At 64.8% G+C, this 25418-nt stretch carries 24 protein-coding genes and 1 pseudogene; 10 read left to right on the forward strand and 15 right to left on the reverse strand.

Annotation, left to right across the window (positions count from 1 at the left end; translation table 11 throughout):
- Nucleotides 1–20 precede the first annotated feature (20 nt).
- The 8 genes from IVA96_RS19825 to IVA96_RS19860 form a co-directional block, all read right to left on the reverse strand.
- The gene (locus IVA96_RS19825) at nucleotides 21–1088 is read right to left on the reverse strand and encodes a threonine aldolase family protein (protein WP_247280693.1); all 1068 of its coding nucleotides are present in this window, start codon (nucleotides 1086–1088) and stop codon (nucleotides 21–23) included.
- A gap of 274 nt (nucleotides 1089–1362) precedes the next feature.
- Nucleotides 1363–1980 carry a 30S ribosomal protein S4 gene (gene rpsD, locus IVA96_RS19830; protein ID WP_247280694.1) on the reverse strand — a complete coding sequence of 206 codons (618 nt, stop codon included), beginning with the start codon at nucleotides 1978–1980 and terminating at the stop codon, nucleotides 1363–1365.
- 199 nt (nucleotides 1981–2179) lie between these two features.
- Nucleotides 2180–2947, reverse strand: a complete 768-nt coding sequence (locus IVA96_RS19835) for an acyltransferase (RefSeq protein ID WP_247280695.1) — start codon at nucleotides 2945–2947, stop codon at nucleotides 2180–2182.
- A gap of 112 nt (nucleotides 2948–3059) precedes the next feature.
- On the reverse strand, nucleotides 3060–3443 hold the full coding sequence (locus IVA96_RS19840; protein WP_247280696.1) for a cupin domain-containing protein: 384 nt from the start codon (nucleotides 3441–3443) through the stop codon (nucleotides 3060–3062).
- A 67-nt stretch (nucleotides 3444–3510) separates the two neighbouring features.
- Complete coding sequence (locus tag IVA96_RS19845) at nucleotides 3511–4284, reverse strand: aldolase/citrate lyase family protein (RefSeq protein ID WP_247280697.1); 774 nt, start codon at nucleotides 4282–4284, stop codon at nucleotides 3511–3513.
- A gap of 61 nt (nucleotides 4285–4345) precedes the next feature.
- On the reverse strand, nucleotides 4346–5143 hold the full coding sequence (gene murI, locus IVA96_RS19850) for a glutamate racemase (RefSeq protein ID WP_247280698.1): 798 nt from the start codon (nucleotides 5141–5143) through the stop codon (nucleotides 4346–4348).
- A 234-nt stretch (nucleotides 5144–5377) separates the two neighbouring features.
- Nucleotides 5378–6184 carry a cyclic nucleotide-binding domain-containing protein gene (locus IVA96_RS19855; protein ID WP_247280699.1) on the reverse strand — a complete coding sequence of 269 codons (807 nt, stop codon included), beginning with the start codon at nucleotides 6182–6184 and terminating at the stop codon, nucleotides 5378–5380.
- A 262-nt stretch (nucleotides 6185–6446) separates the two neighbouring features.
- Nucleotides 6447–7523 (reverse strand): preprotein translocase subunit SecD, encoded by a 1077-nt coding sequence (locus IVA96_RS19860; protein ID WP_247418786.1) that lies wholly within the window; start codon nucleotides 7521–7523, stop codon nucleotides 6447–6449.
- Between the two features lie 245 nt (nucleotides 7524–7768).
- Here IVA96_RS19860 and IVA96_RS19865 point away from each other — a divergent pair.
- Nucleotides 7769–9675: pseudogene (locus IVA96_RS19865) on the forward strand (acyl-CoA synthetase).
- Between the two features lie 204 nt (nucleotides 9676–9879).
- On the forward strand, nucleotides 9880–11685 hold the full coding sequence (locus IVA96_RS19870; protein WP_247418787.1) for a caspase family protein: 1806 nt from the start codon (nucleotides 9880–9882) through the stop codon (nucleotides 11683–11685).
- Nucleotides 11686–12113: 428 nt separating this feature from the next.
- Here the strand turns inward: IVA96_RS19870 and IVA96_RS19875 are convergent, their stop codons facing one another.
- Both IVA96_RS19875 and purB read right to left on the reverse strand, forming a co-directional pair.
- Complete coding sequence (locus IVA96_RS19875; protein WP_247418788.1) at nucleotides 12114–13283, reverse strand: M20 aminoacylase family protein; 1170 nt, start codon at nucleotides 13281–13283, stop codon at nucleotides 12114–12116.
- Nucleotides 13284–13430: 147 nt separating this feature from the next.
- Complete coding sequence (purB, locus tag IVA96_RS19880) at nucleotides 13431–14738, reverse strand: adenylosuccinate lyase (protein WP_247280704.1); 1308 nt, start codon at nucleotides 14736–14738, stop codon at nucleotides 13431–13433.
- A 566-nt stretch (nucleotides 14739–15304) separates the two neighbouring features.
- Here purB and IVA96_RS19885 point away from each other — a divergent pair.
- Nucleotides 15305–15892, forward strand: coding sequence for a TetR family transcriptional regulator (locus tag IVA96_RS19885; RefSeq protein WP_247280705.1), 588 nt, complete (start codon nucleotides 15305–15307; stop codon nucleotides 15890–15892).
- A 33-nt stretch (nucleotides 15893–15925) separates the two neighbouring features.
- On the opposite strand, the gene IVA96_RS19890 is transcribed toward IVA96_RS19885, so the two are convergent.
- The 3 genes from IVA96_RS19890 to IVA96_RS19900 all read right to left on the reverse strand — a co-directional run bounded on the left by IVA96_RS19890 (nucleotide 15926) and on the right by IVA96_RS19900 (nucleotide 18367).
- The gene (locus IVA96_RS19890) at nucleotides 15926–16231 is read right to left on the reverse strand and encodes a hypothetical protein (protein ID WP_247280706.1); all 306 of its coding nucleotides are present in this window, start codon (nucleotides 16229–16231) and stop codon (nucleotides 15926–15928) included.
- A gap of 104 nt (nucleotides 16232–16335) precedes the next feature.
- Entirely contained in the window at nucleotides 16336–16989 is a 654-nt protein-coding gene (locus IVA96_RS19895) for a response regulator transcription factor (RefSeq protein ID WP_247280707.1), read from the reverse strand.
- A gap of 7 nt (nucleotides 16990–16996) precedes the next feature.
- Nucleotides 16997–18367 (reverse strand): histidine kinase, encoded by a 1371-nt coding sequence (locus IVA96_RS19900; protein ID WP_247280708.1) that lies wholly within the window; start codon nucleotides 18365–18367, stop codon nucleotides 16997–16999.
- Nucleotides 18368–18581: 214 nt separating this feature from the next.
- Here IVA96_RS19900 and IVA96_RS19905 point away from each other — a divergent pair, with 214 nt between their 5' ends.
- From IVA96_RS19905 to IVA96_RS19925, 5 genes are all read left to right on the forward strand, one after another.
- The gene (locus IVA96_RS19905) at nucleotides 18582–19352 is read left to right on the forward strand and encodes a MotA/TolQ/ExbB proton channel family protein (RefSeq protein WP_247280709.1); all 771 of its coding nucleotides are present in this window, start codon (nucleotides 18582–18584) and stop codon (nucleotides 19350–19352) included.
- Entirely contained in the window at nucleotides 19349–20020 is a 672-nt protein-coding gene (locus IVA96_RS19910; protein ID WP_247280710.1) for a hypothetical protein, read from the forward strand. Before IVA96_RS19905 ends, IVA96_RS19910 begins: the two co-directional genes overlap by 4 nt.
- Nucleotides 20013–20618 (forward strand): hypothetical protein, encoded by a 606-nt coding sequence (locus IVA96_RS19915; RefSeq protein WP_247280711.1) that lies wholly within the window; start codon nucleotides 20013–20015, stop codon nucleotides 20616–20618. The genes IVA96_RS19910 and IVA96_RS19915 overlap by 8 nt, the downstream gene beginning before the upstream one ends.
- A gap of 116 nt (nucleotides 20619–20734) precedes the next feature.
- Entirely contained in the window at nucleotides 20735–21475 is a 741-nt protein-coding gene (locus tag IVA96_RS19920; protein WP_247280712.1) for a metallophosphoesterase family protein, read from the forward strand.
- Nucleotides 21476–21480: 5 nt separating this feature from the next.
- Nucleotides 21481–22920, forward strand: a complete 1440-nt coding sequence (locus tag IVA96_RS19925) for a bifunctional serine/threonine-protein kinase/universal stress protein (protein WP_247280713.1) — start codon at nucleotides 21481–21483, stop codon at nucleotides 22918–22920.
- Between the two features lie 22 nt (nucleotides 22921–22942).
- Here IVA96_RS19925 and IVA96_RS19930 read toward each other — a convergent pair whose 3' ends face one another.
- A complete protein-coding gene (locus IVA96_RS19930; RefSeq protein ID WP_247280714.1) occupies nucleotides 22943–23134 on the reverse strand; it encodes a hypothetical protein in 192 nt (63 codons plus the stop codon).
- Between the two features lie 50 nt (nucleotides 23135–23184).
- Here IVA96_RS19930 and IVA96_RS19935 point away from each other — a divergent pair, with 50 nt between their 5' ends.
- Entirely contained in the window at nucleotides 23185–23370 is a 186-nt protein-coding gene (locus tag IVA96_RS19935; protein WP_247280715.1) for a hypothetical protein, read from the forward strand.
- Between the two features lie 262 nt (nucleotides 23371–23632).
- Here the strand turns inward: IVA96_RS19935 and rpe are convergent, their stop codons facing one another.
- Nucleotides 23633–24334 carry a ribulose-phosphate 3-epimerase gene (gene rpe, locus IVA96_RS19940; protein ID WP_247280716.1) on the reverse strand — a complete coding sequence of 234 codons (702 nt, stop codon included), beginning with the start codon at nucleotides 24332–24334 and terminating at the stop codon, nucleotides 23633–23635.
- A gap of 253 nt (nucleotides 24335–24587) precedes the next feature.
- Here rpe and IVA96_RS19945 point away from each other — a divergent pair, with 253 nt between their 5' ends.
- On the forward strand, nucleotides 24588–25385 hold the full coding sequence (locus tag IVA96_RS19945; protein WP_247280717.1) for an EF-hand domain-containing protein: 798 nt from the start codon (nucleotides 24588–24590) through the stop codon (nucleotides 25383–25385).
- Nucleotides 25386–25418 lie beyond the last annotated feature (33 nt).

Raw genomic sequence — 25418 nt, forward strand, 5'->3', positions numbered from 1 at the left:
GTTACTCCATCTACGCGACTTTACGCCCCGCGCACGATCTCGCGCACGTATCCGATCGTCTCCTCGATCTGGCTCGCATTGACGTCGAGATGGGTGCAGGCGCGGATGCGGCCGTCCATCATCGCAAGCGTCACGCCGCGCTGGCGCAACGCTGCGACCATCTTGTCGCCGGGAATGCCGGCGCCGTCGGGCTTGAAGAACACCAGATTGGTTTCGGGCTCCTGCACCTCGATGCCTGCGATCTGCGACAGCCCGCGGGCGAGCGCGCGCGCATTGGCGTGATCGTCGGCAAGGCGCTCAACGTGATGGTCGAGCGCGTAGATGCAGGCGGCCGCACAGATGCCGGCCTGCCGCATCGAGCCGCCGAGGCGCTGCTTCCATTGCCACACCGCGTCGATGAAGACGCGTGAGCCTGCAAGCACGCCGCCAATCGGCGCGCCGAGGCCCTTGGAGAAGTCGATCCAGGCCGAATCCCATCCCGCGGTCATGTCACGCGGCGAGATTCCGCTCGCCACGGTGGCGTTGAGCAGGCGCGCGCCATCCATGTGCGTGATGAGGCCGTGCTGCTTGGCGATCGCGACGATCTCGTCGAGCGCCGCCTTCTTCCAGATCGTGCCGCCGCCGATATTGGCGGTCTGCTCGACGCTGACGACGGTCTGCGGCGGCTGATAGCGCGTGCGTGGATGCAGCGCCTTACGGAGAGTCTCCGGCGTGAACTGGCCGTTGGCGCCCTTGAGCTGCGTCACCTGGAAGCCGCCGATCGCGGCATGCGCGCCGCCTTCGCGGGCGATGATGTGCGCGGTCTCGTGCGCAAGGATCTCGTCGCCGGGACGGCAATGCACAAGCGTCGCGGTGACGTTGCACATCGTGCCCGAGGGCATGTAGACCGCCGCTTCCTTGCCGAGCAGATCCGCCACGCGCTCGCACAGCGCGTTCACCGTCGGATCGTCGCCGACCTGCTCGTCGCCGACCTCCGCCCGCGCCATCGCCTCGCGCATCGCAGCCGTCGGCTTGGTCTGCGTGTCCGAGAGCAGATTGATGCGCACCGGCGGTGCCTTGGGGTCGATGGGGGGAGGGGTGTAGAGCATCAACTTGCTCCCTGAGGGATTGGCATTCACTCGCGGTCAGCGAGTTCTAGGTGGACGCCGAGCGGCGTGACGAAACCGCAAAATAGCGATTTCTGTCTCGGTCACACGATAATCGATCAGATAAGGATAAGCGTTGACCGGCAAGCGACGGACGTATGCACGCGTGGTCTGCCGCCCTGCATAAGGATGCGGATGGGCTGAGACATCGGAGTGGCTGCCTGAACGAAAAAGGCCCCGGAAACCGGGGCCTTTAAACTTCGATCTGCCGAAACGATTAGCGCGAATAGAATTCGACGACCAGATGCGGCTCCATCTGCACCGGGAACGGCACGTCGGAGAGGTTGGGGATGCGCGTGTATTTCGCGGTCATCTTGCCATGGTCGACATCGAGATAGTCGGGCACGTCACGCTCGGGGAGCTGGCTGGCTTCGAGCACGTGGGTGAGCTGCTTGGAGGCTTCCTTGACCTCGACGACGTCGCCGACCTTGAGCTGGTAGCTCGAGATGTTGACCTTGCGGCCGTTCACCTTGATGTGGCCGTGGTTGATGAATTGGCGCGCGGCGAAGATGGTGGAAACGAACTTGGCGCGGTACACGACCGCGTCGAGACGGCGCTCCAAAAGGCCGATCAGGTTCTCGCCGGTGTCACCCTTGAGGCGGCTGGCTTCCACGTAGATGCCGTGGAACTGGCGCTCGCTGATGTTGGCGTAGTAGCCCTTCAGCTTCTGCTTGGCGCGCAGCTGCACGCCGAAGTCGGAGAGCTTGCCCTTGCGACGCTGGCCGTGCTGGCCGGGGCCGTATTCGCGGCGGTTCACGGGGCTCTTCGGGCGGCCCCAGATGTTCTGGCCCATACGACGATCGATCTTGTACTTCGCCTCACTGCGCTTAGTCATCGCGTCCTCTTCAGGTACATGGTTTGAGGAAACGCGCCCTCCTGTGTGACGGGGAAATCCCGGCACCGACAGGTCCGATCCCCAAAGCTTAAGGGACAGAACCACGGGTCGCGAAACGCTTCGCGGGCCGAAATCGGCCCGCGAGCAGGCGGCTTTTAGGGGAGTTTGGGGTTCGCTGTCAATGCGAATGGACCCGGAATCAGGTACCCACCGCCCGGATCGGCTTTGGCCCGGCCGCACGCAATTCGCCAGCGATTTCAGTGTTCAGGACCTGTTCCAGCCGGGTCAGGACCCGGGCGATCGGGGCGGCATCCGTCACCCGATGGTCCCAGCGGATCACGACATGGATGGTCTGGTCCGCCTCAACCACCCCATAGCTGACGATGAAGGGTCCCGGCGTGATGGGGTGGAGCTCGCCGCCGCCATAAGCGGCCACCGAGCTCACCGCGAAGCTGCCGAACCAATTGCCGCGCTGCCGGCCGAAATTCAGCCCCACCGCCCAAGACAGGCGTCGCAGCGGCAACGGGAGGCGGGTCGCCCGCATGATCTTGCGGTACATGGGAACCTCCTCAACCGGTGCCGTCTTGGCGCGCCGGATCTCGGCGTCGACCGCCGCCAGCGTCATGGCCTCGGGGGCCGCAATTCGCTGTGGCATCACGCATTCCTCGCCATCCTCGACGCGGGCGACCGCCACCAGTGCCACGCTCCTGGGCAGTTCATAGAGGGCTGGCCGGGGCCATTTGGCGTAGAGCGTGCGGAGGATCGGCTCCTCACTTGCAACCAGGGCGAAAGCCTTCACGAACATCGCTGCCCAGCCGGCGCGCGCCGTTGCGCCCGCGCGAGCTTCCAGCAGAGGGCGGACGTTGAGCGAACGGGATAGCGAAACGAAGGGCACGCCCATCGAAGCGTGCATGAGGTCGCAGATCAGACGGCGCCGCAGGGAGATGGTCTTGGGCGTCCCGCGCATTGGTCTCCGGGTCCTGGGGATCAAAGATGAAAGTATGTGCAGCGAGTGGGTCGTCCGCTCGCCGCGTGCTCTAGCACGAACCAACGGGTTTGGACCCGGTCGGTTCGCCGCATCAGGGTGCCGGCGACGCCAGCGGCTTGGTTTTGTCGACGACGTAAATTCCAAGCACTTTCAATGATTTGTCACCATGGGTCTTGGCGTCGTGCACGGAACCCGCCGGGATCTGGTAGGAATCGCCGGCTTTCAGGCGCTTGTCCGGCTGGGCGTCGATGAGGAGGTCGAGCTCGCCCTCCAGGACATAACCCGTCTCGATCCCCGGATGGGTATGCCGGCCGGCGGCGCCGCCGGCCGGCACCTCGGCGATGGCGGTCACGGTCGTGTAGCCCTCCGGAAAGTCGATCTTCTGGAGCGGGGTGCGCTTGATGCCGGATTGCTGGGCAGAGGCCGCGACGGCGATGCCAGTGAAAGCGAGCGCAAGCAAAGTCTTTCTGAGCATGGTTTTTCCTCCCTGGAGCCGACGACCCTAGCAGCGCCGCGGTTCCCAGCAAGGCCGTATCGGCGATTCAGCGCCTGACCCCTTCGAACGCCGCCATGATGCCGCGCTGGAACAGCGACCAGTCGAAGCCGAGCGCGATCGCGCGGTAGCCACGGTCAATCAGAGCGTTGGCCTGGTCGGCGGTGCGGGCCACGCCGCCGATCGGCACGCCGCTTCTGAGGATGCCGACTTCCGCACGGGCGACCAGCTCGAGCAGCTCCGGATCGTCCATCTGACCGCGCTTGTTGATGGAGGTGGCGAGATCGCCCGGACCGATGACCGCGACGTCGACGCCCGGCGTCGCCATGATCTCGTCGATGCGATTGACGGCGTCGACATGCTCGATGGTGATCATGCAGATCATCTCGTCGTCGGCTGTAGCCATATATTCCGGCATCGACTGGCCCCAGCGGAATGGCGCGTGGAAGGGACCCCAGAGTCGATCGCCGCGCGGCGGGTAGCGCACGCTGCGCACCGCTTTCTCGGCATCGTCGCGGTTGGTGATCATCGGGAAGTTGATGCCGAAGGCACCGATGTCCATCGGTGCTTTCGCAAGCCATGGCTCGTTCGCGGCGATCCGAACCAGCGGCGTGCACGGCGTGCCTGTGGTCGCGGCGATCATCGCATGTGCTTCGGTCAATCCAATCGGGCCATGTTCGAGATCGACGATGATCCAGTCGAGCGAGCGCGCCATGATCTGCACCATCTGCACACTCGGGATCGTCGCGATCGCGCCAAAGGCGGGGCGCCCCTCGCGCCAGAGCTGGCGAAGACGGTTGAGTGGTGTGGAGGGGACCGACATGGGAAGGCCTGCGGCAAGGTGACGACGGCAAAGCCTAGCAGCGCGCCGTTGCCGCGCAAAGTCAGGCGAGGGCGCGGCCGCCGAAGAACGGCGTCAGCATCGCCGAAAGGCTATGCACGCGGTTCGAAGTAAAGATCATCTCGGCGCCGGACTGCGCGATGCCGACGATCCGCCGGCCAAGCAGATCCGAGACGCGGCGGGCGATCGCGGGCGCCGGGTCGATCCAGTCAACCGGCCAGGGCGCCAGCCGCTTGAGCCGGCCGAGCAGCAGCGGATAATGCGTGCATGCGAGCACCACCGTGTCGGTGCGCGATGTCGCATCCCCGGCGTCGCCCACGAAGCAGGGAGCGAGTTCGGCAAGGATGGCCTCATCGCTGATCGGAGCGCCGCTCAGCTCGGCTTCAGCCAGCGAGGCAAGCTGGGGCGAGCCGACCAGCGTCACCTCGCAGCCCTGCGCGAACTCGCGGATCAAAGCTTTCGTATATTCCCGCTTCACCGTGCCCTTGGTGCCGAGCACCGAGACGCGGCGGGTCTTCGACTGCGCGCAGGCCGGCTTGATCGCCGGCACCGTGCCGACGAAGGGCAGGGAGTAAGCGGCGCGCAAGTGAGACAGTACCAGGGTGGATGCCGTGTTGCAGGCGATAACGACGAGGTCGGGATCATGCGTGCCGATCAATTCCCCCATCAATGGCACCACGCGGGCGATGATCTCGTCCTCGCCATGGTGGCCATAGGGGAAGAAGGCGTCGTCGGCGACATAGACGTAATGCGCGTCCGGGCGTGCGGCGACGACCTCACGGAGCACCGTGAGTCCGCCAAGGCCGGAATCGAACACCAGGATCGTCGGAGAATTGGTCACGTCATTATCCTAAGGCGCCATGGTTACCAATCTGTTTTTAGGGCGGTTTTGCGGCGGGGCCGCTTGGGGCGGATCTGGATCGGCTGAATGCCCTGCGGAGGGCGACACATCCGCAAAATTCCCGGGGGGCACCGCTGAAGCGCTGCGCTGCGTCCGGCGCAGGAGGAAATGTGGCACGCGCAACGACGGAGCAGATGTGTCCCCGCCATTCCGTATCGGCGCCGGCCGCAGCGGTCACGCGATCCTGTTCGTCGTTGCCGCTCGCTCGGCCGCGAGCTGGCTCTGCAGACGCTCGATGTTTTGCAAGAGGCGCTGGCTGGTTAGCACCAGGAAGTAATAGCCGAACTGCGGATCCTGGAAATAAATCTCGAGCAGCCGGTCATAGGTGATCGTCAGCACGTGTCCGTCTTCGATGCATTCGACCGTTCCGGTACGCCGGTTGTCCGGCGTGAGGAAGCCCAGTTCACCCATCAGAGCTCCGGGCAAAATTTCGACGTTGATCTCCTTGACCAGAAACTTGCCCGTGACCGTGAGGAACATTTCGTTAGCGGGGTCGCGCAGCTTGAAGAGGATGTCGCCGCGGCGGTATTTGCGCTCGGTCATGAACGGCTTGAGCCATTCGATCGACATGTCGCCTTCGGCGGCATGGCGCGCCTTCTTGACCAGCTTGAGCATCTGCCGCAGGCGCAGGGCGTTGATCGGAAGCAACAGAAGATACAGCAGGAACGTCGCGACGTTGGCGGACAGCGCGCCGAAAACGGCGAACAACGCGCAGCCGACCATGTTCGCGACGCGCAGCGGCACCATCGTCCGCATCAAGAGGGTGGCGACGAAGAAGCCGGCGCCGACCGCGGCAAACAGATTGGCCAGCGTGATGTTCTGGACAAAGATCTCCAGCAGCCGATTGAAGATGGCGTCGTAGGTGACGTTGTTGGGATCGAGGCCCATCTGGACCAGGATCTTCGCGATCCTGAGGTTGTCCGTTGCCGCGTCGAGAATGCGGTCGAGGATCGACGAAACGTCTGCGCTGCCGGACGGCATGATACTAACCCCGCGTAAGGCCTTCAGTCCTGGTCGGTATGCTCGACACGTGTAGCCCAAATCGAATGACGGCTGGCTGAAATGAAGCCTTTGGCCGTCATGCCGCAAGAGGCAAATTTTAGCTCGATCGGGCGTTTCGGCAATTGCCCGTTGGTTTGCGCGTCTGGCCGCGGCGCGCTGATGATTCGAGGCCTCGGCGCGGGCTTTGGTGCCGGGGATGGACCCGGGCGCCGCAACAACGCGGGGCCGCCCGATCTCCGCCTCAGGGCCTGGCGGCGGGCTGCACGACCTGCTGCTCGACGAGGCCAAGGCGTCCGGGCAGTGAGCCCGCGCGCAACAGCATGGCGATGCTGTTGGCCTCTTCCAGGCTGAAGTTGCCGGAGATCTGGCCGGAGCCGCCGGTGATGGGCTCGCGGATCACGGGGGTGGAGAGCACCCTGTCTTCGAGCACGATGGCGAAGGGCTTGCCGATGTTCTCTGCGGTGATGTGGGCGAAACGCCGCGTGCCGCGGCCGTTGAAACGGAACGAGGCGATCGGCTCTTTCGTGCTGCTCGCAAATCCCGGTCCCGCATAGCTGATGTCGTCGCCGTCGAGCACGCTGGCCTTCACCAGATAGGGGAGCTTGTCCTTGAAGCCGAGCAGGACTTCCGTGCCAGCGGGCGGCGTGCCGGATTGCGCCTGCTCCGGCGACATCGAGAGATCGATCAGGCGGAAGCTAACCCGCACCTTCTTGGCGAAGATCGCGGTGATGCGCTCGGGCTGCATCGTGCCCGGCAGCAAGATGCGGATGCGGTCTGTTCCCTCAACCTGGACGCTGGCGAGCGTGATGCCGGCGTCCTTGAGGCGCTGCTCGATCATGGCGATGGAATCTTCGACTAGGTCGTGCAGCCGTGCGGCAGATGCGGCGTCGGTCGGCGCGAGCCTGATCAGTCCATCTCCGGCATCGGTCACGCTGAGCGCTTGCGTGGCCAGCCCCTCCGCCGCCGAGGTGAGCATGTGCGTGAGCTGTTCGCGGCCCTTCGCGTCCGGGATTTTAACGTCGACGCCGCCGTCACGGATCGCAAGCCCGGAGAAGGCGATCCGGCCCTCGCGCAGGATCTTGTAAATGTGGTCGCGCAGGTCCGTGACAACCGCCTCGCGCAGGGCGTCGGTGTCGACCTTGTAGATGATGCGGGACCCGCCCAGCTTCTCCATCTTGTCGGCGACGAAAGCCGCGACCTTGGCGCGCATCTTGTCGAATTGAGTGTCGGCGAACGCCGCGCGAGGCAGCACGATCGTCGATGCCATCGCGAGCACGACGAGCAGGCTTGTGATGCGGTTCCGCAGATGCGTAGGCATAATCACCTCAAGTCTTGCGGCAGGACGCTGGTAGGCGAATCCGACGCCAGTTCTTGGTCCCGGGATCGGGCGCGGAGGTTCAAATTCGGTCTAGATCGAGCCTAACCGCCGCTGTCCACGGCCATGGACGAACGCCAAATCATCCATCATTCTGTCCGCGCTCGACGGGCCATCGGTCGAGGCCCCGCCGAACCAAATGTCAAAAGAAGGGGTGGGGACATGCATCTGAGGGAGGACGGAAATCCATGGCGGGCATCCACGCGCTCGATCGGCTCATCGGCAACGACTATCCGGATTTGTTGACAGACGCGGAGGTCCGGGCCTTCGAGCAGGTTCCTTACGCCGATCGCGTCGCGGCCGAGAGCACGTATGACGCGATCCGGCTGGGTGCAACGCGCAACCCCGACGGGGCGGCGATCCAGTTCCTGCAAAACGCCGATCCCGCCGACACGCCGGTCGTGGTCACGTATCGCGATTTCATGGCGCGCGTCACGCAGGCCGCCAACATGTTTCACGCGCTGGGCGCGGAGAAGGGCGACGTCATCAGCTTCATCTGCCGCTGGTGCCGGATGCTTTCGTGACATTGTTCGGCGCCGAAGCCGCCGGCATCGCCAATCCCGTTAATCCGCTGCTCGAGCCGCACCAGATCGCGGAGATTCTGGAGGCTGCGAACACGAAAATCCTGGTGGCGCTTGGGCCGATGCCGGGCACCGACATCTGGCAGAAGGTCGAGCAGATCCGGCCGCAACTCAAGCATCTCAAGGCAACGGTCCAGGTGTTCGGCGGCGGCGATCCGGCGAACGGCATCTTTGCCTTCAGCGACCTGATCAAGCTGCAACCGGCGGACCGGCTTATCAGCGGCCGCAAGATCTTGGGCAGCGACATCGCCGCCTATTTCCACACCGGCGGCACCACCGGCACGCCGAAGCTGGTGCGGCACACCCATGCCAACCAGGTCTATCAGGCCTGGGCGCTCAATCTGCTGCTGAAGGCCAAGCCGGGCGCAAACCTGCTGTTCGGCATGCCTCTGTTCCACGTCGGGGGCTCGCTGACACAGGCGTTGCTGACGCTGTCAAGCGGCGGCTCGCTGGTCGTGCTGTCGCCGAGCGGCTGGCGCAATCCGAATGCGGTGAAGAACATCTGGGGGCTGGTCGAGCGCTTCAAGCCCGAGGCGCTGTCGAGCGTGCCGACGGTGCTCGCTGCCGCGCTGGCGGTGCCGCCGGGCAAGGCGGATATTTCGAGCCTGAAATATGCGGCAGGTGGCGGCTCGGCGATTCCGGTCGCGGTCGGCTCGGCGATTCAGAAGAAACTGAAGCTGCCGGTGATCGAGGTCTACGGCATGACGGAGACCTCGAGCGTGCACACGCTGGCCTATCCGTCGCGGCCCATCCGGCTCGGCTCGGTCGGCCTTCCCATGCCTTACGCGCGTGTGCGCATCGTGCAGCTCGATGCCGAGGGACGCCTGATCCGCGATTGCGCGCCCGACGAGATCGGCGTCGTCATCATGGCCGGGCCCGGCGTGTTCGGCGGCTATCTCAACGACGAGCACAACAAGGGCGCCTTCATCGATGAGGTCTGGGTCAATTCCGGCGATCTCGGTCGCCTCGATGCCGACGGCTATCTCTGGATCACAGGCCGCGCCAAGGACCTCGTGATCCGCGGCGGCCACAACATCGATCCGGCGCCGATCGAGGAGATCATGTTCAGACATCCCGCCGTCGGCTTCGCCGCCGTGGTCGGCCAGCCCGACGCCTATGCCGGCGAATTGCCGGTGGGGTATGTGCAGTTGAAGCCCGGCGCGAGCGTCGAGCAGGGCGAGCTCGAAGCGTGGGTGCGCGAGCGCACCCCGGAGCGCGCCGCCGTGCCGGTGCAGGTCATTCCGATCGATCCGATGCCACTGACGGGCGTCGGCAAGGTGTTCAAGCCGCAGCTGCGCTGGGACGCAGCGCAGCGTGTGTTCACCAAGGTGCTGGCACCGCTGGTCGAGCGCGGCATCGATTGCAAGGTCAAGGTCGGTCCGCACGGCAGCCACGGCTCCATCGCCACCGTGACGCTGACCGGCTTGCCGGCGGGTCAGCGCGAAGCGGTCGAGGGCGAGGTGCACGCGCTGCTGGCACCGTTCGTGATGCGCCACGAGGTGGTGCAAGCGTAGCAGCCCCGAAGGACCGTGGCGTCAGCTGGGGCAGCAGGGCGACGCTTCGCCGCATTATCCATACCCCTGTTTGAGGACCTCTATGTGACCGGTATCACATAGGAAGAATTAGCAATCGGCGACGCTACCGAATAGTCTCAGGGAATTGCATCCGGGGGGACGCAAGTGATTCCGTTTCGGCTATTTGCATTGTTGATATTGGCGATGAGCCTTGCGTGCGGACCGGCACACGCCGACCGGCGGGTCGCGCTCGTCATCGGCAATTCCGCCTACAAGAGCGCTCCGAAGCTCGGCAATCCCGTGAACGACGCCACCCTGGTCGGCGGCATGTTCAAGAAGGCCGGCTTCGATTCTGTCGACGTCAGGCTCGATCTCAGCGCCAGCGAGATGCGGCGCATGCTGCGCGAATTTGCCGGCAGGTCGCGTGATGCGGAGATGGCGGTGATCTATTACGCCGGCCATGGTATCGAGCTCGACGGCAACAACTATCTCATCCCGACCGACGCCACGCTGGAGACGGATGGTGACGTTCTCGATGAGACCATTCCGGTCGAGCGGGCATTGTTCGCGGTCGAACCGGCCAAGCAGCTGCGGCTGATCATCCTGGACGCGTGCCGGGACAATCCGTTTGCGAAGACGATGAAGCGCACGCTGGCCTCGCGCGCGGTCGGGCGCGGCCTCGCCAAGGTCGAGCCCACCAGCCCGAATACGATGATTGCATTCGCCGCCAAGGCAGGATCGACGGCATCGGATGGCGATTCCCGAAACAGCCCGTTCGCCGCCGCGCTGGTCGAGCACCTGCCGAAGCCGGGTCTTGATCTGCGCAAGGCCTTCGGCTTCGTGCGCGACGACGTTTTGAAAGCGACCGGCTACAAGCAGGAGCCCTATGTCTACGGCTCGCTCGGCGGCGACGACGTGCCGTTGGTCGCGGTCAAGCCGGCCGCGACTGGTCCGCAGGCCAACCCGCAGGAGGCCGTTCGCAGGGATTACGAGCTGGCGCTCCAACTCGGCACGCGGGACGGCTGGGAAGCGTTTCTGGCGGCGTATCCGGAGGGCTTCTACGCCAACCTGGCCAAGGGGCAGTTGAACAAGATCGCCGCCGAGGAGACGCGCGCGGGGGCCGAACAGAAGGCAAAGGCCGCCGAGCAGGAGAAGGCGAGGCTCGTTGCCGAGCGCGCCCAGAAGGCCGAGCAGGAGAAGGCGGCCGCGGCGGCCAAGGCCGCCGAAGAGGCGCGGATCGCGGCCGAGAAGCAGAAGCAGATCGAGCAGGCGAGGGCCGAGGCCGCCGAGCAGCAGCGCAAGGTGGCCGAAGCGGCGGCGGCGAAGGCATTGGCCGAGAAGCAAGCAGCGGAGAAAGCTAGGGCCGAACTCGCTGCAAAGCAGGCGGCAGAGAAAGCGGAGCAGGCCGCAAAGCCGGCGACCGACCGGCAGATTCCCGAAGTTGAGAACCAGAAGGTGGCCGCGCTCTCGCCTCCACCGACCTCGACGTTATCCGCAGCTGAGCTCGCCAAATCGGTTCAGAGCGAACTGCGCCGCGTCGGCTGCCTCACCTCGGCTGCAGAGGGCGAGTGGACTTCGGCCGCGCAGCGCTCGCTGACGCTGTTCAACAAATATGCCGGCACCCAGTTCGACGTGAAGCTCGCAAGCAGCGACGCACTCGATGCGTTGAAGGCGAAGCCGGGGCGCGTCTGCCCGCTGGTGTGCAATTTCGGCTTCAAGGCCGACGGCGACCAATGCGTGAAGATCACCTGCCGTGCCGGCTATCGCGTCGGTGACGACAATGAGTGCGAGAAGATCCCGGAGAAGAAGCCGGTTGCGACGCGCGAGGATTCGAAGAGGCGGGATCGGGACCGAAAACAAACGGAAGCCGCGCCCTCAGCGCCGCAGGCATCTGGTCAGGTGATCTGCAACGCGGCCGGGTGCAGGCCGATTGCCAAAGGGTGCCGGCTCGGGACGGCCAATCATCCTTCCAATCCGGCGTCTAAAATACCTGCCGAAATATGCAACTGATGATCAAGCGTTCATTTCGAGCGTACTCGTCGCGCTTAGAGCTCTCGGCCTGGACCTGCGCAAAGCGTTTGGCTTCGTGCGCGATGATGTGCTGAAGAGCACTGCCGGAAGACACGCGTGCCGCAGCCGAGCAAAAGGCGAAGGCGGCCAAGCAGGAGAAGGTGAGGCTCGTTGCCGAGCGCGCCCAGGTTGAGGCGACACCGTCCAAGCCGCATACATCTGGCCAGATCTTTTGCAATGCTGCCGGCTTGTCGGGAACGGATGCAGAATGGAGCGCGCTAGCACCGCTGATGCGAGTTCAGTGATGGTTGGCCGGACGAGAGACGTCTGCGATTGAGTCGGGTGAGTTAGCAAGTGTAGCCGACCACTTTACGTCCGCGTCGACAGAAAAATGGTGGGTTACGCCTTCGGCTAGTCCACTACAGACTCTACGCCGGCATCCGCGTCTCGATCAGCCGGGCCCAGAACGAGGCGCCGTGGCCCAAAATGTTGTCGTTGAAGACATAGGCCGGGTGGTGGCACTCGTTGCCGTCGCCCATGCCGACCAGGATCATCGCGCCGGGGCGGGCTTCCAGCATGAACGAGAAATCTTCGGCGCCCATCATCGGAATGAACTTGTCGTTGACGCGCTCGGTGCCGACGATGTCGCGGGCGACGTCGGCGGCAATGCCGGCCTCGCGTGCGTGGTTCATCGTCACCGGATACATCCGCGTGTACTTCGTCTCGGCCGAGCCGCCATAGGCGCGGGCGACGCTGTCGGCGACTTCGCCGATGCGGCGCTCGACGAGATCGCGCACTTCAGGATCGAGCGTGCGCACGGTGCCCGCGAGCTCGGCGACCTCCGGGATGATGTTGAAGGCCGTGCCGGCGTGGAATTGCGTGATCGAGATGACGGCCGATTTCAGCGGATCGACGTTGCGCGCGACGATCGATTGTAGCGCACCCACGATCTGCGAGCCGATCAGCACGCTGTCGATCGATTTGTGCGGACCCGCGCCGGCGTGGCCGCCCTTGCCGTGGACGGTGATCTGGATGTTGTCGGACGAGGCGAGCATCGCGCCAGGGGTGGTTGCGAAATGACCTTCGGGCAGGTTCGGCATGTTGTGCATGCCGTAGACCTCCTGGATGTTCCAGCGCGTCATCAGCCCGTCCTCGACCATGGCCCTGCCACCGCCGCCGCCTTCCTCGGCCGGCTGGAAGATCAACACGGCCGTGCCGTCGAAATTGCGCGCCTCGGCGAGATATTTGGCAGCGCCGAGAAGCATGGCGGTGTGGCCGTCATGTCCGCAGGCGTGCATCTTGCCCGGGACCTTGGAGGCGTAGGGCACGCCGGAGATCTCCATGATCGGCAGCGCGTCCATGTCGGCGCGCAGGCCGATGGTCTTGCCGGATGCCGACTTGCGGCCGCGGATCACGCCGACCACGCCGGTGCGGCCGATGCCCGTCACCACCTCGTCGCAGCCGAATTCGCGCAGCTTGTCGGCGACGATGCCGGCGGTGCGGTGGACTTCGTAGAGCAGCTCCGGGTTCTCGTGGAAGTCATGGCGCCAGGCGGCCATTTCGTCGGACAGGGCGGCGATGCGGTTGACGATGGGCATGGGGGATCCGTTTCTTGTGGGTTCTTGTCTTTCCGGGGGGATGCGAAGCATCGAGCTATGGTGCGCATTTGTGCACCAGAGAATCTGGAGATTGTAGCGCGAGATTCCGGGCTCACGCTTCGTGTGCCCCGGAATGACGAAGAAAATTCAGCTCTGCCCGAACACGCGCTTGAAGATCGTGTCGACGTGCTTGAGGTGATAGCCGAGGTCGAACTGCTCCTCGATCTCGGCGTCGGTAAGATACTTCTTCACCTCAGTGTCCTTCTTCAGCAGCTGAAGGAAGTCGCCTTCACCGCGCCATACCGGCATCGCGTTGCGCTGCACGAGCTTGTAGGAATCCTCGCGGCTGGCGCCCTTCTGCGTCAAGGCCAGCAGCACGCGCTGGGAGTGCACGAGGCCGCCGAGGCGGTCGAGATTCTTCTGCATGTTGGCGGGGTACACCAAGAGCTTGTCGATCAGGCCGGCGAGGCGCACCAGCGCGAAGTCGAGGGTCACCGTCGCGTCCGGGCCCATCATGCGCTCGGCGGAAGAGTGCGAGATGTCGCGCTCGTGCCAGAGCACGACGTTCTCCAGTGCCGGCGTCACATAGGCTCGCACCATGCGCGACAGGCCAGTGAGGTTTTCCGACAGCACCGGATTGCGCTTGTGGGGCATCGCGGACGAGCCCTTCTGCCCCTCCGAGAAGAACTCTTCGGCCTCCAGCACCTCGGTACGCTGCATGTGGCGGATCTCCACGGCGATGCGCTCGATGGAAGAGGCGATCACGCCGAGGGTCGAGAAATACATCGCGTGGCGATCGCGCGGGATCACCTGGGTCGAGATCGGCTCCGGCACGAGGCCCATGGCCTTGGCCACATGCTCTTCGACGCGGGGATCGATTTGCGCAAATGTGCCGACGGCGCCGGAGATGGCGCAGGTCGCGACCTCCTTTCGCGCCGAGACCAGACGTTCCTTCGCGCGCGTAAATTCGGCATAGGCATAAGCGAGCTTGAGGCCGAAGGTGACGGGCTCGGCGTGGATGCCATGGCTGCGGCCGATGGTCGGCGTCATCTTATGCTCGAAGGCGCGCTTCTTCAGGGCGGCCAGCACCTTGTCGATGTCGGCGAGCAGCAGGTCGGCGGCGCGAGTGAGCTGGACGTTGAGGCAGGTGTCGAGCACGTCGGAGGAGGTCATGCCCTGGTGCACGAAGCGCGCCTCGGGACCGACGATCTCGGCAAGGTGGGTGAGAAAGGCGATGACGTCGTGCTTGGTCTCGCGCTCGATCTCGTCGATGCGGCCGACGTCGAAAATAGCATCCTTGGCCTTGGCCCAGACCGTCTTGGCAGCTTCCTTCGGGATGGTGCCGAGCTCGGCGAGCGCGTCCGCCGCATGCGCCTCGATCTCAAACCAGATCTTGAACCGGGTTTGCGGCTCCCAGATCGAGGCCATTTCCGGGCGGGTATAGCGGGGGATCATCTGACGGCTCCAAGAGGTGGGCGGGACGCCCCTGGGGATGCTGGGGGCGTGGGCACCGGCCAAAATGCTTTTTACGCCGCGATTTAGCAGAGCGGGGAGGGCGAAACAAACGATCCGGGCCCGCGGCCGGGGGTGCGGGGTAACTATCCACCGGTGGGCGGAGCCAGCCACGCGCTGGACCAAAGATCAGCTATCAATCACGGATCATTGACTGACAGATATTGAAATCTGTCAGCGAGATGTGTATATCCGTCTCCGGACGCTCCGATTGGGCGTCCCGCGACAAGCCCCGGGGAGCCCGACATCCGAAGCAAGCTCGGATCGGAGGGCCGATTGAAGAACGGGGAAAGCGGACGAATGGAGACTTAAGACATGACGACCGAAATCCTCAATTTCACCGGCATGATTGGGCATTGGCTCAATTTGCTGGTGGCGCGCCAGATCGCGGCGCAGGCTGCAAAACTGCCTCATTAAGGCATAGGCTTTCCGAAACGACCGGCGAGGGCGCTTCGGAAACAGCCCTACTGCCGGGTAACTGAGCCCTGAACGGGAACAATGGTGCTGGCATGAATGAAGCTGTTGTCTTGACGCCGGAGCGGATCCTCGAAGTCACCGAGGACGTGCTCAGGCGCTTCGGACTTGCCAAGGCCACCGTGGTCGACGTTGCCCGTGCGCTCGATGTGAGCCACGGCAGCGTCTACCGCCATTTCCCGAGCAAGGCCTCGCTGCGCGAAGCCGTTGCCAAACGCTGGCTCGACCGCATCGACGCGCCGTTGCGCGCGATTGCCGAGGAGCAGGGCCCCGCGCCTGATAGGCTCGGCCGCTGGCTGCGCACGCTGTTCGCCGCCAAGCGTTCGCGCGTCCTCGACGACCCCGAGATGTTCCAGACTTATCTGACGCTGGCGCGCGAGGCCTGCGCAGCCGTCAAATGTCACAAGGACACCATGATCGACCAGATCGCGGCGATCCTGGCCGACGGCATCAAGCAGGGCGTATTCGAGGTGGACGACGTCAAGACGACCGCGCGCGCCATTTTCGATGCCACCGTCCGCTTCCACCATCCGGCCCATGCCGACGAGTGGAAGGACGCCGATCTTTCCGCGCGGGTCGATGCAACGCTGGCGCTACTGCTGCGCGGATTGAAGGCGGGTTAGGCCACGCCACCTGCCCAATTGGCGCGAGGGCCATCAACCTCTCGCCTTGTGAAGAAAGCTACCATTGCGGGCCGGGGGCGCCGAAGCCGAGCGTTTCCGCGCATGGAAGTTCGGCTCGGACGATGGCACCACCGGGGGACTTTCAGGGTATGCATTGACCGCGATTTCGACAGCATCCTTTGACCGCTTGCGCAGGCGGTAGAAGGTTAGCTCCTGATCGAGCATGGGGCAGCGGAAGTGGACGACGGCGGTGTCCGGCAGACGGCAGAGTTCGTCGATGAGCTCGCCTACTGTGATGATCGGGGGATGGTCGACTGCGTTGTGATGACCCTTACTCATGACCGTTTACTCCTTCTGCCGTACTAACCGGAGCCGGATGGGCTCCGTTCCAATTTCGTTCGGCAGATTGGCGAGCTTCAAGACGGAGTGCGGCAGCTTTGCTGCTAGATCCTCGTCAGCCCGCACGTTGCTGCGAGCCGCACGAGCTGTGCATCCGTGCGTGCGCCGGTCTTTGATTTGATCAAATAATGGTAGTTCTGGACTGTTTTCACACTGAGATTGAGATGCGTTGCAATCTGCTCGGTGGTAGCGCCGCCGGCGAATTGGCGCAGGATCTCGATCTCCCGCTCGCCCAGCTGATCCAGCGCTGAACCCGTCGGCGATAGGCTGTCCTCGGCGAGAATATGCGCGATGTCGTCGCTCATGGCGCGCTCGCCGCGCGCCACGCTGCGGATCGCATTCACGATGGCGGACGGCTCGCTGCTCTTGGTGACGAAGCCAGAGGCGCCGGCGCCGAAGGCGGCTTTCACCAGCACGGCTTCGTTGTGCATCGTGAAGATGAGAATGCGCGCCCGCGGGCTGCGCGCGCGGATGTTGCGGATCGCTTCCAGCCCGCTCGCGCCGGGCATCGAGATATCCAGCACGACCACGTCGGGGTCATGCGCCTTGAAGGCGCCATAGGCGTCCGCAGCATTGTCGGCTTCCGCGACGACACGAAGATCGCCCTGGCTTTCCAGCACACGCCGGTAGCCCTGCCGCACGATCGGGTGGTCGTCGACCAATAGCACGGAGATGCCTGTTGCCGCGATATCATTCACGTCGGCCTCATGCGGCGAGCGGGATGGTGGCGGCCACGCTGAGGCCGCGGTTCGCAGGCAGGATCGACAGCGATCCACCGGCGGCTGAAAGGCGTTCGCGGATGCCGGTGAGGCCGAATCCGGCCGATTGCGCGACGCGCTTGGCATCGCCGCCGCCGTCGTCTTCGACCCGGATCAGGAGCGCGTCGTGCTCGCCCGCGCGCCGCTCAACGCGTAGCGAGATCTCGCGCGCGGAGCTGTGGCGCAGGGCGTTGGTCAGGCATTCCTGCGCCACGCGATAGGCGGTGATGGCCGCCGGGCCGCTGATATCGGTAAGATCGCCCCTGAGGTCGAGCTGGATTGTCGGTCGCGCCGCGCTCTGCGAACGCCAGCTATCTACCAAATTCACGAGACTTGCCTCGAGCCCGAGCTCCTCGGGCAGGGGATTGCGCAGCCGCTTCAGCGCATCGCGCAGCGAGGCCATCAGATGATGGGTGGCCTGTGAGATCATCCGCGCATCCTGCGCGATGCCTTTATCCCTGTCATGCTTCGCGCTCGCCGTCTCGATGGTGTTGGCGAAGGCGAGGATGGCGGAGAGATTTTGTCCGAATTCGTCGTGCAGCTCCCGGGCGAGCGCGCGGCGTTCGTCGTCGCGGATCTCGATCAGCCGCCGGGTCAGCGCCGCGCGCTGCTCGGTCGCTTCCTCCAGCCGGCCGCCGAGCGCATCGACGGCGCTGCCGATCATCGCAAGCTCCATCGAACGGAAGCGCGGCAGCTTCGTGCGATACTGGCCGCGCGCCATACGCTGCAACGCGGTGACGATGGTGCGTGCCGGCGCCAGCGCGTGCGCGATGGCGAGCGAAGCCAGCAGCGCGATTGCCGCCGCCATCAAGAGCGCGACGTCGATCACGTTGAGGATGTACTCCCAGGCGAGCGAGATCGCGGCGGCGGCGTCCGGGGTTGCAACCACCGTGCCGGCGGCCGCTGCGCGCGGACTGACGGGCCGCACCACCTCGGCATGGCTGCCGAGGAAGGTCGGCACGATCGATGCGAACCAGTGCGGCGGCGTCTTGCCGATGCCTTGGCTCTGGCCGCAGAGCGGCTTCTCGAACGCCGCGGCCGGCTGGAACTCGACGCAGACGCCGGGCGAGATCAGCTTCATTGTCTCCAGCGAACGCCAGTCCGGAACCGGCAACAGATGTTCGCGTGCTCTGCTGCTGCGCAACAAGAGCTCGCGCCAATATAGCGCCTGAAGCGCCTGCGCGACCCTTTGTGCGGAAGCCGCGGTCGCTCGGTCGACGCTGCGATAGGCGTCGAACGTCGCCCATACCGTCGCTGCTCCCAGGCACAGCGCCACGATGAGCAGCAGACGGGCGACGAGCTGAAGCACGAGGCGCATGCGATCACCCCCAACCTTTGGTAAGCTCAGCCTAACAACGCCGCCGCGCCTTGCCAATTGCGGGGAACGGCAGGATGGCAGCTCGGGCAAATTTCCCAAGCCGGATTGGGCATGGCTCTTTGGACCTGGCGCGGCGGCTTTGATCTAATCGGCCAAAGAATCCTTCTAGGCCAATCTTTCTCGGCCAATCGTCGCAAGCCAGGAGCAGTGCAGCATGAGTTCGATGACGATTGGGCCGATCGCGGGCCACGCTGCCGACCCGACCGAGCGCAGCGCGCTGCTGTTCTGGATGATCTTCACCGGGCTCTCGATCTTCGCCGTCGTGCTGTTGTGGCGCTTCGGCCTGATCCACCTGATGCTGACCTCGGACCGCACCTACATTTCGAGCGTGATCGCGCTGCTTTACGTCGTTACCTGCGGCCACTGCTTCCTGCGGACGCGGGCGATCGCGCGGGAGGGAGCAGCGGCACGGCGCTGCCGGGCGGTGCTGTCGGCCGCCGGCGGCAGCAAGGCGCTCGACGCTAGCGCAACAGCGCTTCCGCGCGGCCTGGTGCGCGACCACATCGAGAGCCTCGTGACCAAGGCCGCTGCGCAAGGCTACCGGCCGGTCGACCAGACGCTGCTGCTGCGGACGCTCGCCGACCGGCTGCGCGGCTCCAACGGTTTTGGCGCCTTCGTCTCGGACACGCTGATGAAGCTCGGCCTGCTCGGCACCATCATCGGCTTCATCATCATGCTGGCGCCGATCGCGGGCCTGGATGCCGCCGACAAGGCCGCGATGCGGTCCTCGATGGGGCTGATGAGCGACGGCATGGCAGTGGCGATGTACACGACGCTGGCCGGCCTCGTCGGCTCGATCCTGGTCCGCATCCAGTACTACATGCTGGATGCCGCCACCCAGCGGGTGTTCTCGGACGCGGTGGTGCTGACCGAGACCTATGTGACGCCGGTCCTGGAGCGCAAGGGTGCTGGAACGCCGTCATGATGGATGATTTCGGTCTCTATCCGCGCGAGGAGCCGTTCGATCCGCTCGGCGTGATGCTGTTCAAGGCGCTCCAGGTGATCGCCTTCCTGTTCTTTCTGGCGCTGCTCGCGGTCTCCCCGGACGCCAAGGAGGGCAAGATCGACTCCAAGGCCGAGTTCATGATCACGCTGGACTGGCCGGACAACCACCCCGATGATCTCGACCTGTTCGTGCAGGACCCCGCCGGCAACATCGCCTGGTATCGCCACCGCGAGGCCGGCTTTCTCACGCTTGATCGCGACGACCGCGGCGGGGCCAACGACTTCATCATCGTCGCCGGCAAGAAGATCGCCTCGCCCATCCGCGAGGAGATTGTCACGGTGCGGGGCATCGTCGCCGGCGAATACACCGTCAACGTCTCGCATTTCGTGGCGACGACCGGCGAGCCCGTGACGGCCAACGTGAAGGTGCAGAAGCTCAATCCGACTGCGCAGGTGGTCTTCGACAACAAGTTCACGCTCGATCACACCGGCGACGAGAAGACCGCGGTCCGGTTCCGGCTCGATGCCGAAGGCAAGGTCGTCAATGTCGACCAGCGGCCGAAATCGCTATTGGAGACGTTCCGCAGCAGCTGGCGCAACGGCGCCGATGTCGATCCGAAGACCCGGGTGAGGGTGCGCCGTGAGTAATCTGCAAACGGTCATCCTCACTTTGTCGGTCGCCTATGCGGTGATCGGTGCGCTGCTGCTGGTCGTGCTGGTCTATGCGCGGCTGCACTGGGTCCTGAAGGCGACGGCCGTCGTCATCACCAGCGCCTTCTATGTCGTCAGCTTTACCGAAATGCGCGGACTGCTCGGCTGGGCCAGCTCCGACCGGATGCCGACCGCCTTCAAGCTGCTCCAGGCCCGCATCGTCGAGCCGCATTCGTTGGAGGGCGATCCCGGCTCGATCTATCTCTGGGTCGAGGCGCTCGATGAGGACAATCGGCCGAGCGGCATTCCGCGCGCCTTCCGGGTGCCCTATGACGACAGGCTGGCCGACAAGACCCATGCGGCGCAGAACGAGATCGCGGCTGGGCATCCGCAGGGCGGGCGCGCCGCCGATTTCGGCGGCGGTGACGGCAGCCTGATCGACATGGTGCGGGAATATGTAACGCCGAAGACGATCTTGGAGACCAGCGGCGGCGATTCTTCGACCGGCGAGTTCAACGCCCCGCCGGCCGGCGCGCAGGGCGTCGTGTTCACGCCGCTGCCGCCGCCGCGGATGCCGCCAAAGGACGAGCAATAGCCCTTCACCATCGCGGCAGCGGCCCGCTGGAAAACCGGCACGCGCCGGCGCATGTTCTTGACGTCCCTCAATTTGGCCTTATCGGCTTCAGATAAGATTTTGAGGGTGGAGGGTGCGTGCTCCTAGCTGTCTTCTCGGATATCCACGGCAACCGGCAGGCGTTCGAGGCGTGCCTGAAGATGGCCCGCGCGAAAGGCGCGGAGCGCTTCATCCTGCTCGGTGATTTCGTCGGCTATGGCGCCGATCCGGAATGGGTCGTGGACACTGCGATGGAGCTCGTTGCCCGCGGCGCCATCGCCGTGCGCGGCAATCACGACCAGGCGGTCAATTCCTCGGCTGAGACCATGAACGCCGAGGCGCAGGTTGCGATCGAATGGACTCGCGGCCGGCTCGACAGGGCGCAGCGTCGGTTTTTGGCCGAATTGCCGATGCTGATGGAGGACGACGGTCGCCTGTTCGTGCATTCGGAAGCCTCCAGCCCGCAGCGCTGGCACTATGTCCGGTCGACGGCGGATGCGGCCAAGAGCCTGATCGCGACACCCGCGCATATCACCTTCTGCGGCCACATCCACAGACCTGCGCTCTATTCGATGTCGGTGACGGCGAAGATGACGAGCTTCGTGCCGAAGACCGATGTCTCCGTGCAGCTCCTGCGTGGGCGGCAATGGCTTGCCGTGCTCGGCTCGGTCGGCCAGCCCCGCGACGGCGATCCGTCCGCGTCCTTCGTGCTGTTCGACACGGTCTCGTGCCAGATCACCTATTGCCGCGCGCCCTATGACGTCGCGACCGCGGCCGGCAGGATCCGCGACAACGGCCTGCCGCATTGGCTGGCCGACCGGCTGTCGCAGGGGCGCTGACGGTGATGCCGAAATCCCTGGTCAAAGCAGGTGCGGAAATCGACGGTTTCACCATCGGTGAATGCGTTCATGCTGGCGGCATGGCGACGTTGTGGACCGTCACCCATCCCGGCATCGACATGCCTTTGCTGATGAAGATCCCGCGGGTGTCGGAGGGTGAGGATCCCGCGGCGATCGTCTCGTTCGAGATGGAGATGATGATCCTGCCGCGGGTTGCAGGCCCGCACGTGCCGGCCTGCTTCGGCACCGGGGATTTCGCGCATCAGGCCTATGTCGTGATCGAGCGTATCCCCGGGGCGACGCTCTACAAGCGACTGCCGGACTTGCCGCTGCCTTATGACGAGGCGCGGCAGCTCGTGGCGAAGATCGCGACCGCGCTCGCCGACCTGCATCGGCAGAACGTGATTCATCACGACATCAAGCCGAGCAGCATCATGTTCCGCGGCAGTGGCGAGGCCGTGCTGATCGACTACGGCTTGTCGCACCACAACCATCTGCCTGACCTGTTGCAGGAAGAATTTCGTCTGCCTTACGGGACCGCGCCCTACATGGCGCCGGAGCGGCTGTTAGGCGTGCGCGACGATCCGCGCAGTGACCTCTTCTCGCTCGGCGTGCTGCTCTATTTCTTCACCACGGGCGAGCGTCCCTTCGGCGAGGGTGAAACGTTGCGCGCGATGCGGCGCCGGCTGTGGCGCGATCCCTATCCGCCGCGCGCATTGCGCGCCGGCTATCCGCCCTGGCTGCAGGAGGTGGTGCTGCGCTGCCTCGAGATCGAGCCGGTGTGGCGTTATCCGACGGCGTCCCAGCTCGCCTTCGATCTCACCCATCCGGACCAGGTCAAGCTCACCGCGCGCGCGGAACGGCTGAAGCGTGATTCCCTCGGCGTGGCGTGGCGGCGCCGCTTCAATCAGGGCGTCATGCAGCCACGAGCGAAATCGGATGTCGCGGCGCAGATCGCGTCGAGCCCAATTCTTGCGATCGCGCTCGACACTGTGGAGGGCGCACCGGAGCTGAACGAGGCACTGCGCGTGACGACCGAGCGCATTCTCGCCACGCTGCCCTCGGCGCGGCTGGCCTGCCTCAACGTGCTCAAGCTCAATCGCATCGCGATCGACCGGACGCTCGACGAGCAGGGCTCCAACAAGCATATCGACCGCCTGGTGGCGCTCCGGCATTGGGCGGCGCCGCTCAAGCTGGACGAGAGCCGGTTGTCGGTCCATGTGCTGGAGGCCGTCGATCCCGCCGCTGCCATCCTGGAGTTCGCCGAGGTCAACCATGTCGACCATGTCATCATCGGCGCGCGGCAAGGCTCGTTCAGGCGCACCTTGCTCGGCAGCGTCTCGGCCAAGGTGGCCTCGGAGGCGAGCTGCACCGTCACCATTGTGCGGCCGCCGCGGATGGCGGGGGATGTGGCTGAAGCGGATGACGGCGAGGCGGCCGGATAGGGCTGCGCCTACAAACGGCGGATCAGGCCGCGTGGGCCGTGTGAGCCGCGTGCTTACGGCGGATGGGCCAGGAGAATTGCGGGTCAGCCTCGCCGTGATCCGCGCTGCCGCCGAAATACTGGATGATCTCGCGGCAGGGCTCGCAATTGAACAGGTTACGCGACGCGGATGCCTTGGTCATTTCCTTCAGGCAGTTCGGGCAATGCGGTCTCATGGGGCGGTCCGGAAAAGGAAATCTCAGTGTCGGCGCTGCGAGGCAAACGAATGGTCGACGTCCGCATTGCTGGGCCCGGCATCGTCGTTCCGCGTGCGATCGGCGCGTTCGAGGCGGCCGAAGAAGTAGTCGAGATTCGGATGCGGTCGCCGTGGAATACGGCACCTGCGCTTCGGCTGACGTTTCACGAGTGCGAGCTGCATGGCATCACCCCCGGCGACGCTGAAGGTGAATGATGCGGGCAGAGGATGCGGCCTTCACCGGTCGCGCCATGTAGAGGCTGCGAGCTGCAATCGCAGCATTCAATCCAAACCACAACGCTACGCCAGTCCAAACCAGGGTCGTCGTCATGATGTGCTCCCGTCAAAAGCAGGCAGGAGTCACTTGCGGTGATTTGCGCGAATCAGGGAAGTCCGGATGAGTACGGATCAAGATTCCGTTTAGGCATTGCGCGCCGCAACACTTGGGAGCTGCAGGTTTGCGGACTCCCGATCCAGCTCAAATCGCTTCGCCGCGTGCGCCTGCGGCTGCGTTGCGGATGGCAGCGATGTTGGTCTTGTAGGCCTCCTGCGTGCCGCCCCTGAACACGGAGGTGCCGGCGACGAAGGCGTTGGCGCCGGCGGCCGCAAGCGGGCCGGCAACGTCAGGACCGACACCGCCATCGACCTCGATGTCGATCGGGCGTCCCGCAATCATCGCGCGGATGTCGCGGATCTTGCCGATCGCGGAGGGGATGAAGGCCTGGCCGCCGAAGCCGGGATTGACCGACATCACCAGCACGAGATCGACCAGGTCGAGGACGTATTCGAGCGCGCTGATCGGCGTGCCCGGGTTGAGCGACACGCCCGCCTTCTTGCCGAGGCCGCGAATGGCCTGGAGCGAACGGTGCAGATGGGGACCTGCCTCCGCATGCACCGTGATGTGGTCGCAGCCGGCTTTCGCGAAAGCCTCAAGATAGGGGTCGCAGGGCGAGATCATCAGGTGCGCGTCGAAGATCTTCTTCGTATGCGGGCGCATCGCCTTGATGACCTCGGGACCGTAGGAGATGTTGGGAACGAAGTGTCCATCCATCACATCGAGATGGATCCAGTCGGCGCCTGCCGCGTCCACCGCGCGCACCTCCTCGCCGAGCCTTGAGAAGTCCGAGGCGAGGATCGAGGGCGCGATGGCCAGGGGACGGGGGGCGAAAGCTTGGGTCATGGCGCGTTTTCCGGGTGGCGGCCGAAGAAGAATGGCCTCGCCTAACATGGGCCTCTGCGGCGGGCAATGCAGGGGGAGGCTGCTTCCTGTGGGCGGAAATTTCTGCCGCGACCGGCACGAATTGCCGGTGTTCCCGGGCTGTGCAAGGCGCAGCGAAGGCGGATTTTGTTGAGCTTTTGACGCTGGCACGACGCTTGCTGACGTCGTTCGGAACATTGGCCGCGGCATGCCGCATCGGGGTTGGAGTTGTGCAATGTTGTTTGCCCTTGGCGCGGTATCGAGTGCGCTCGACGCGATCCAGTCGTTGACGAACTCGAAGTCGTCATCGGCAACGCAGAAGGCCGGATCGACGCATAAGACCGGATCTCCGCAAGGCGCGACCAACCCGTTCGCGATCGACAGCAGCAGCATGACGTCCTCGTTGGTCGGCTCAGGCAGTCCGCCACAGATCGCGCCGGCGACCATGACGGCGCTGCTCGCCGCGCAGAGTCAGTCGACCGATGGTGCGAGCGGCGCGACCAGTTCGACCTCATCGGCGCCCTCGACCTCGAAGGGCCGGCAGGCGGCGCTGAAAGATCTGTTCTCGCAGATCGATGCGGACGGCGACGGCAAGATCACGAAGGCCGAGTTCGAGGACGCGCTCAGTGCCGGCGGCACCAATCTCGCACAGGCCGATGACGTGTTCTCGAAGATGGATGCGAATTCGGATGACAGCATCAACCTCGGCGAAATGACGAAGGCGCTGACGAGCGGCCATGGCCGCCATCAGGCGCAAAGCGCCGGCGGATCGGGCGATGCGGCAGGCGGCGGATCGGAATCCTCGAAGGCAAGCAGAGGATCGACCTCGACGACGACGACCAATGCCGATGGCTCGACCATCACCACCGTCACCTATGCGGACGGCTTCAAGATGTCGACGACGGTCCCTGGCGCGTCCCGCTCGTCAACCGCGAATAGTGGCGGCAATTCGCCGTATGACTGGTTCGGGCAGATGATGCAGCGCCAGGCGCAGGCCGCGTCCACCGCTTCTTCGACGTCAATGAGCGTGTGAGCGGGATCCAGGCTACAGCATGATCTGGGAAAG

The sequence above is a fragment of the Bradyrhizobium sp. 159 genome, from assembly GCF_023073795.1.
Classification (GTDB): domain Bacteria; phylum Pseudomonadota; class Alphaproteobacteria; order Rhizobiales; family Xanthobacteraceae; genus Bradyrhizobium.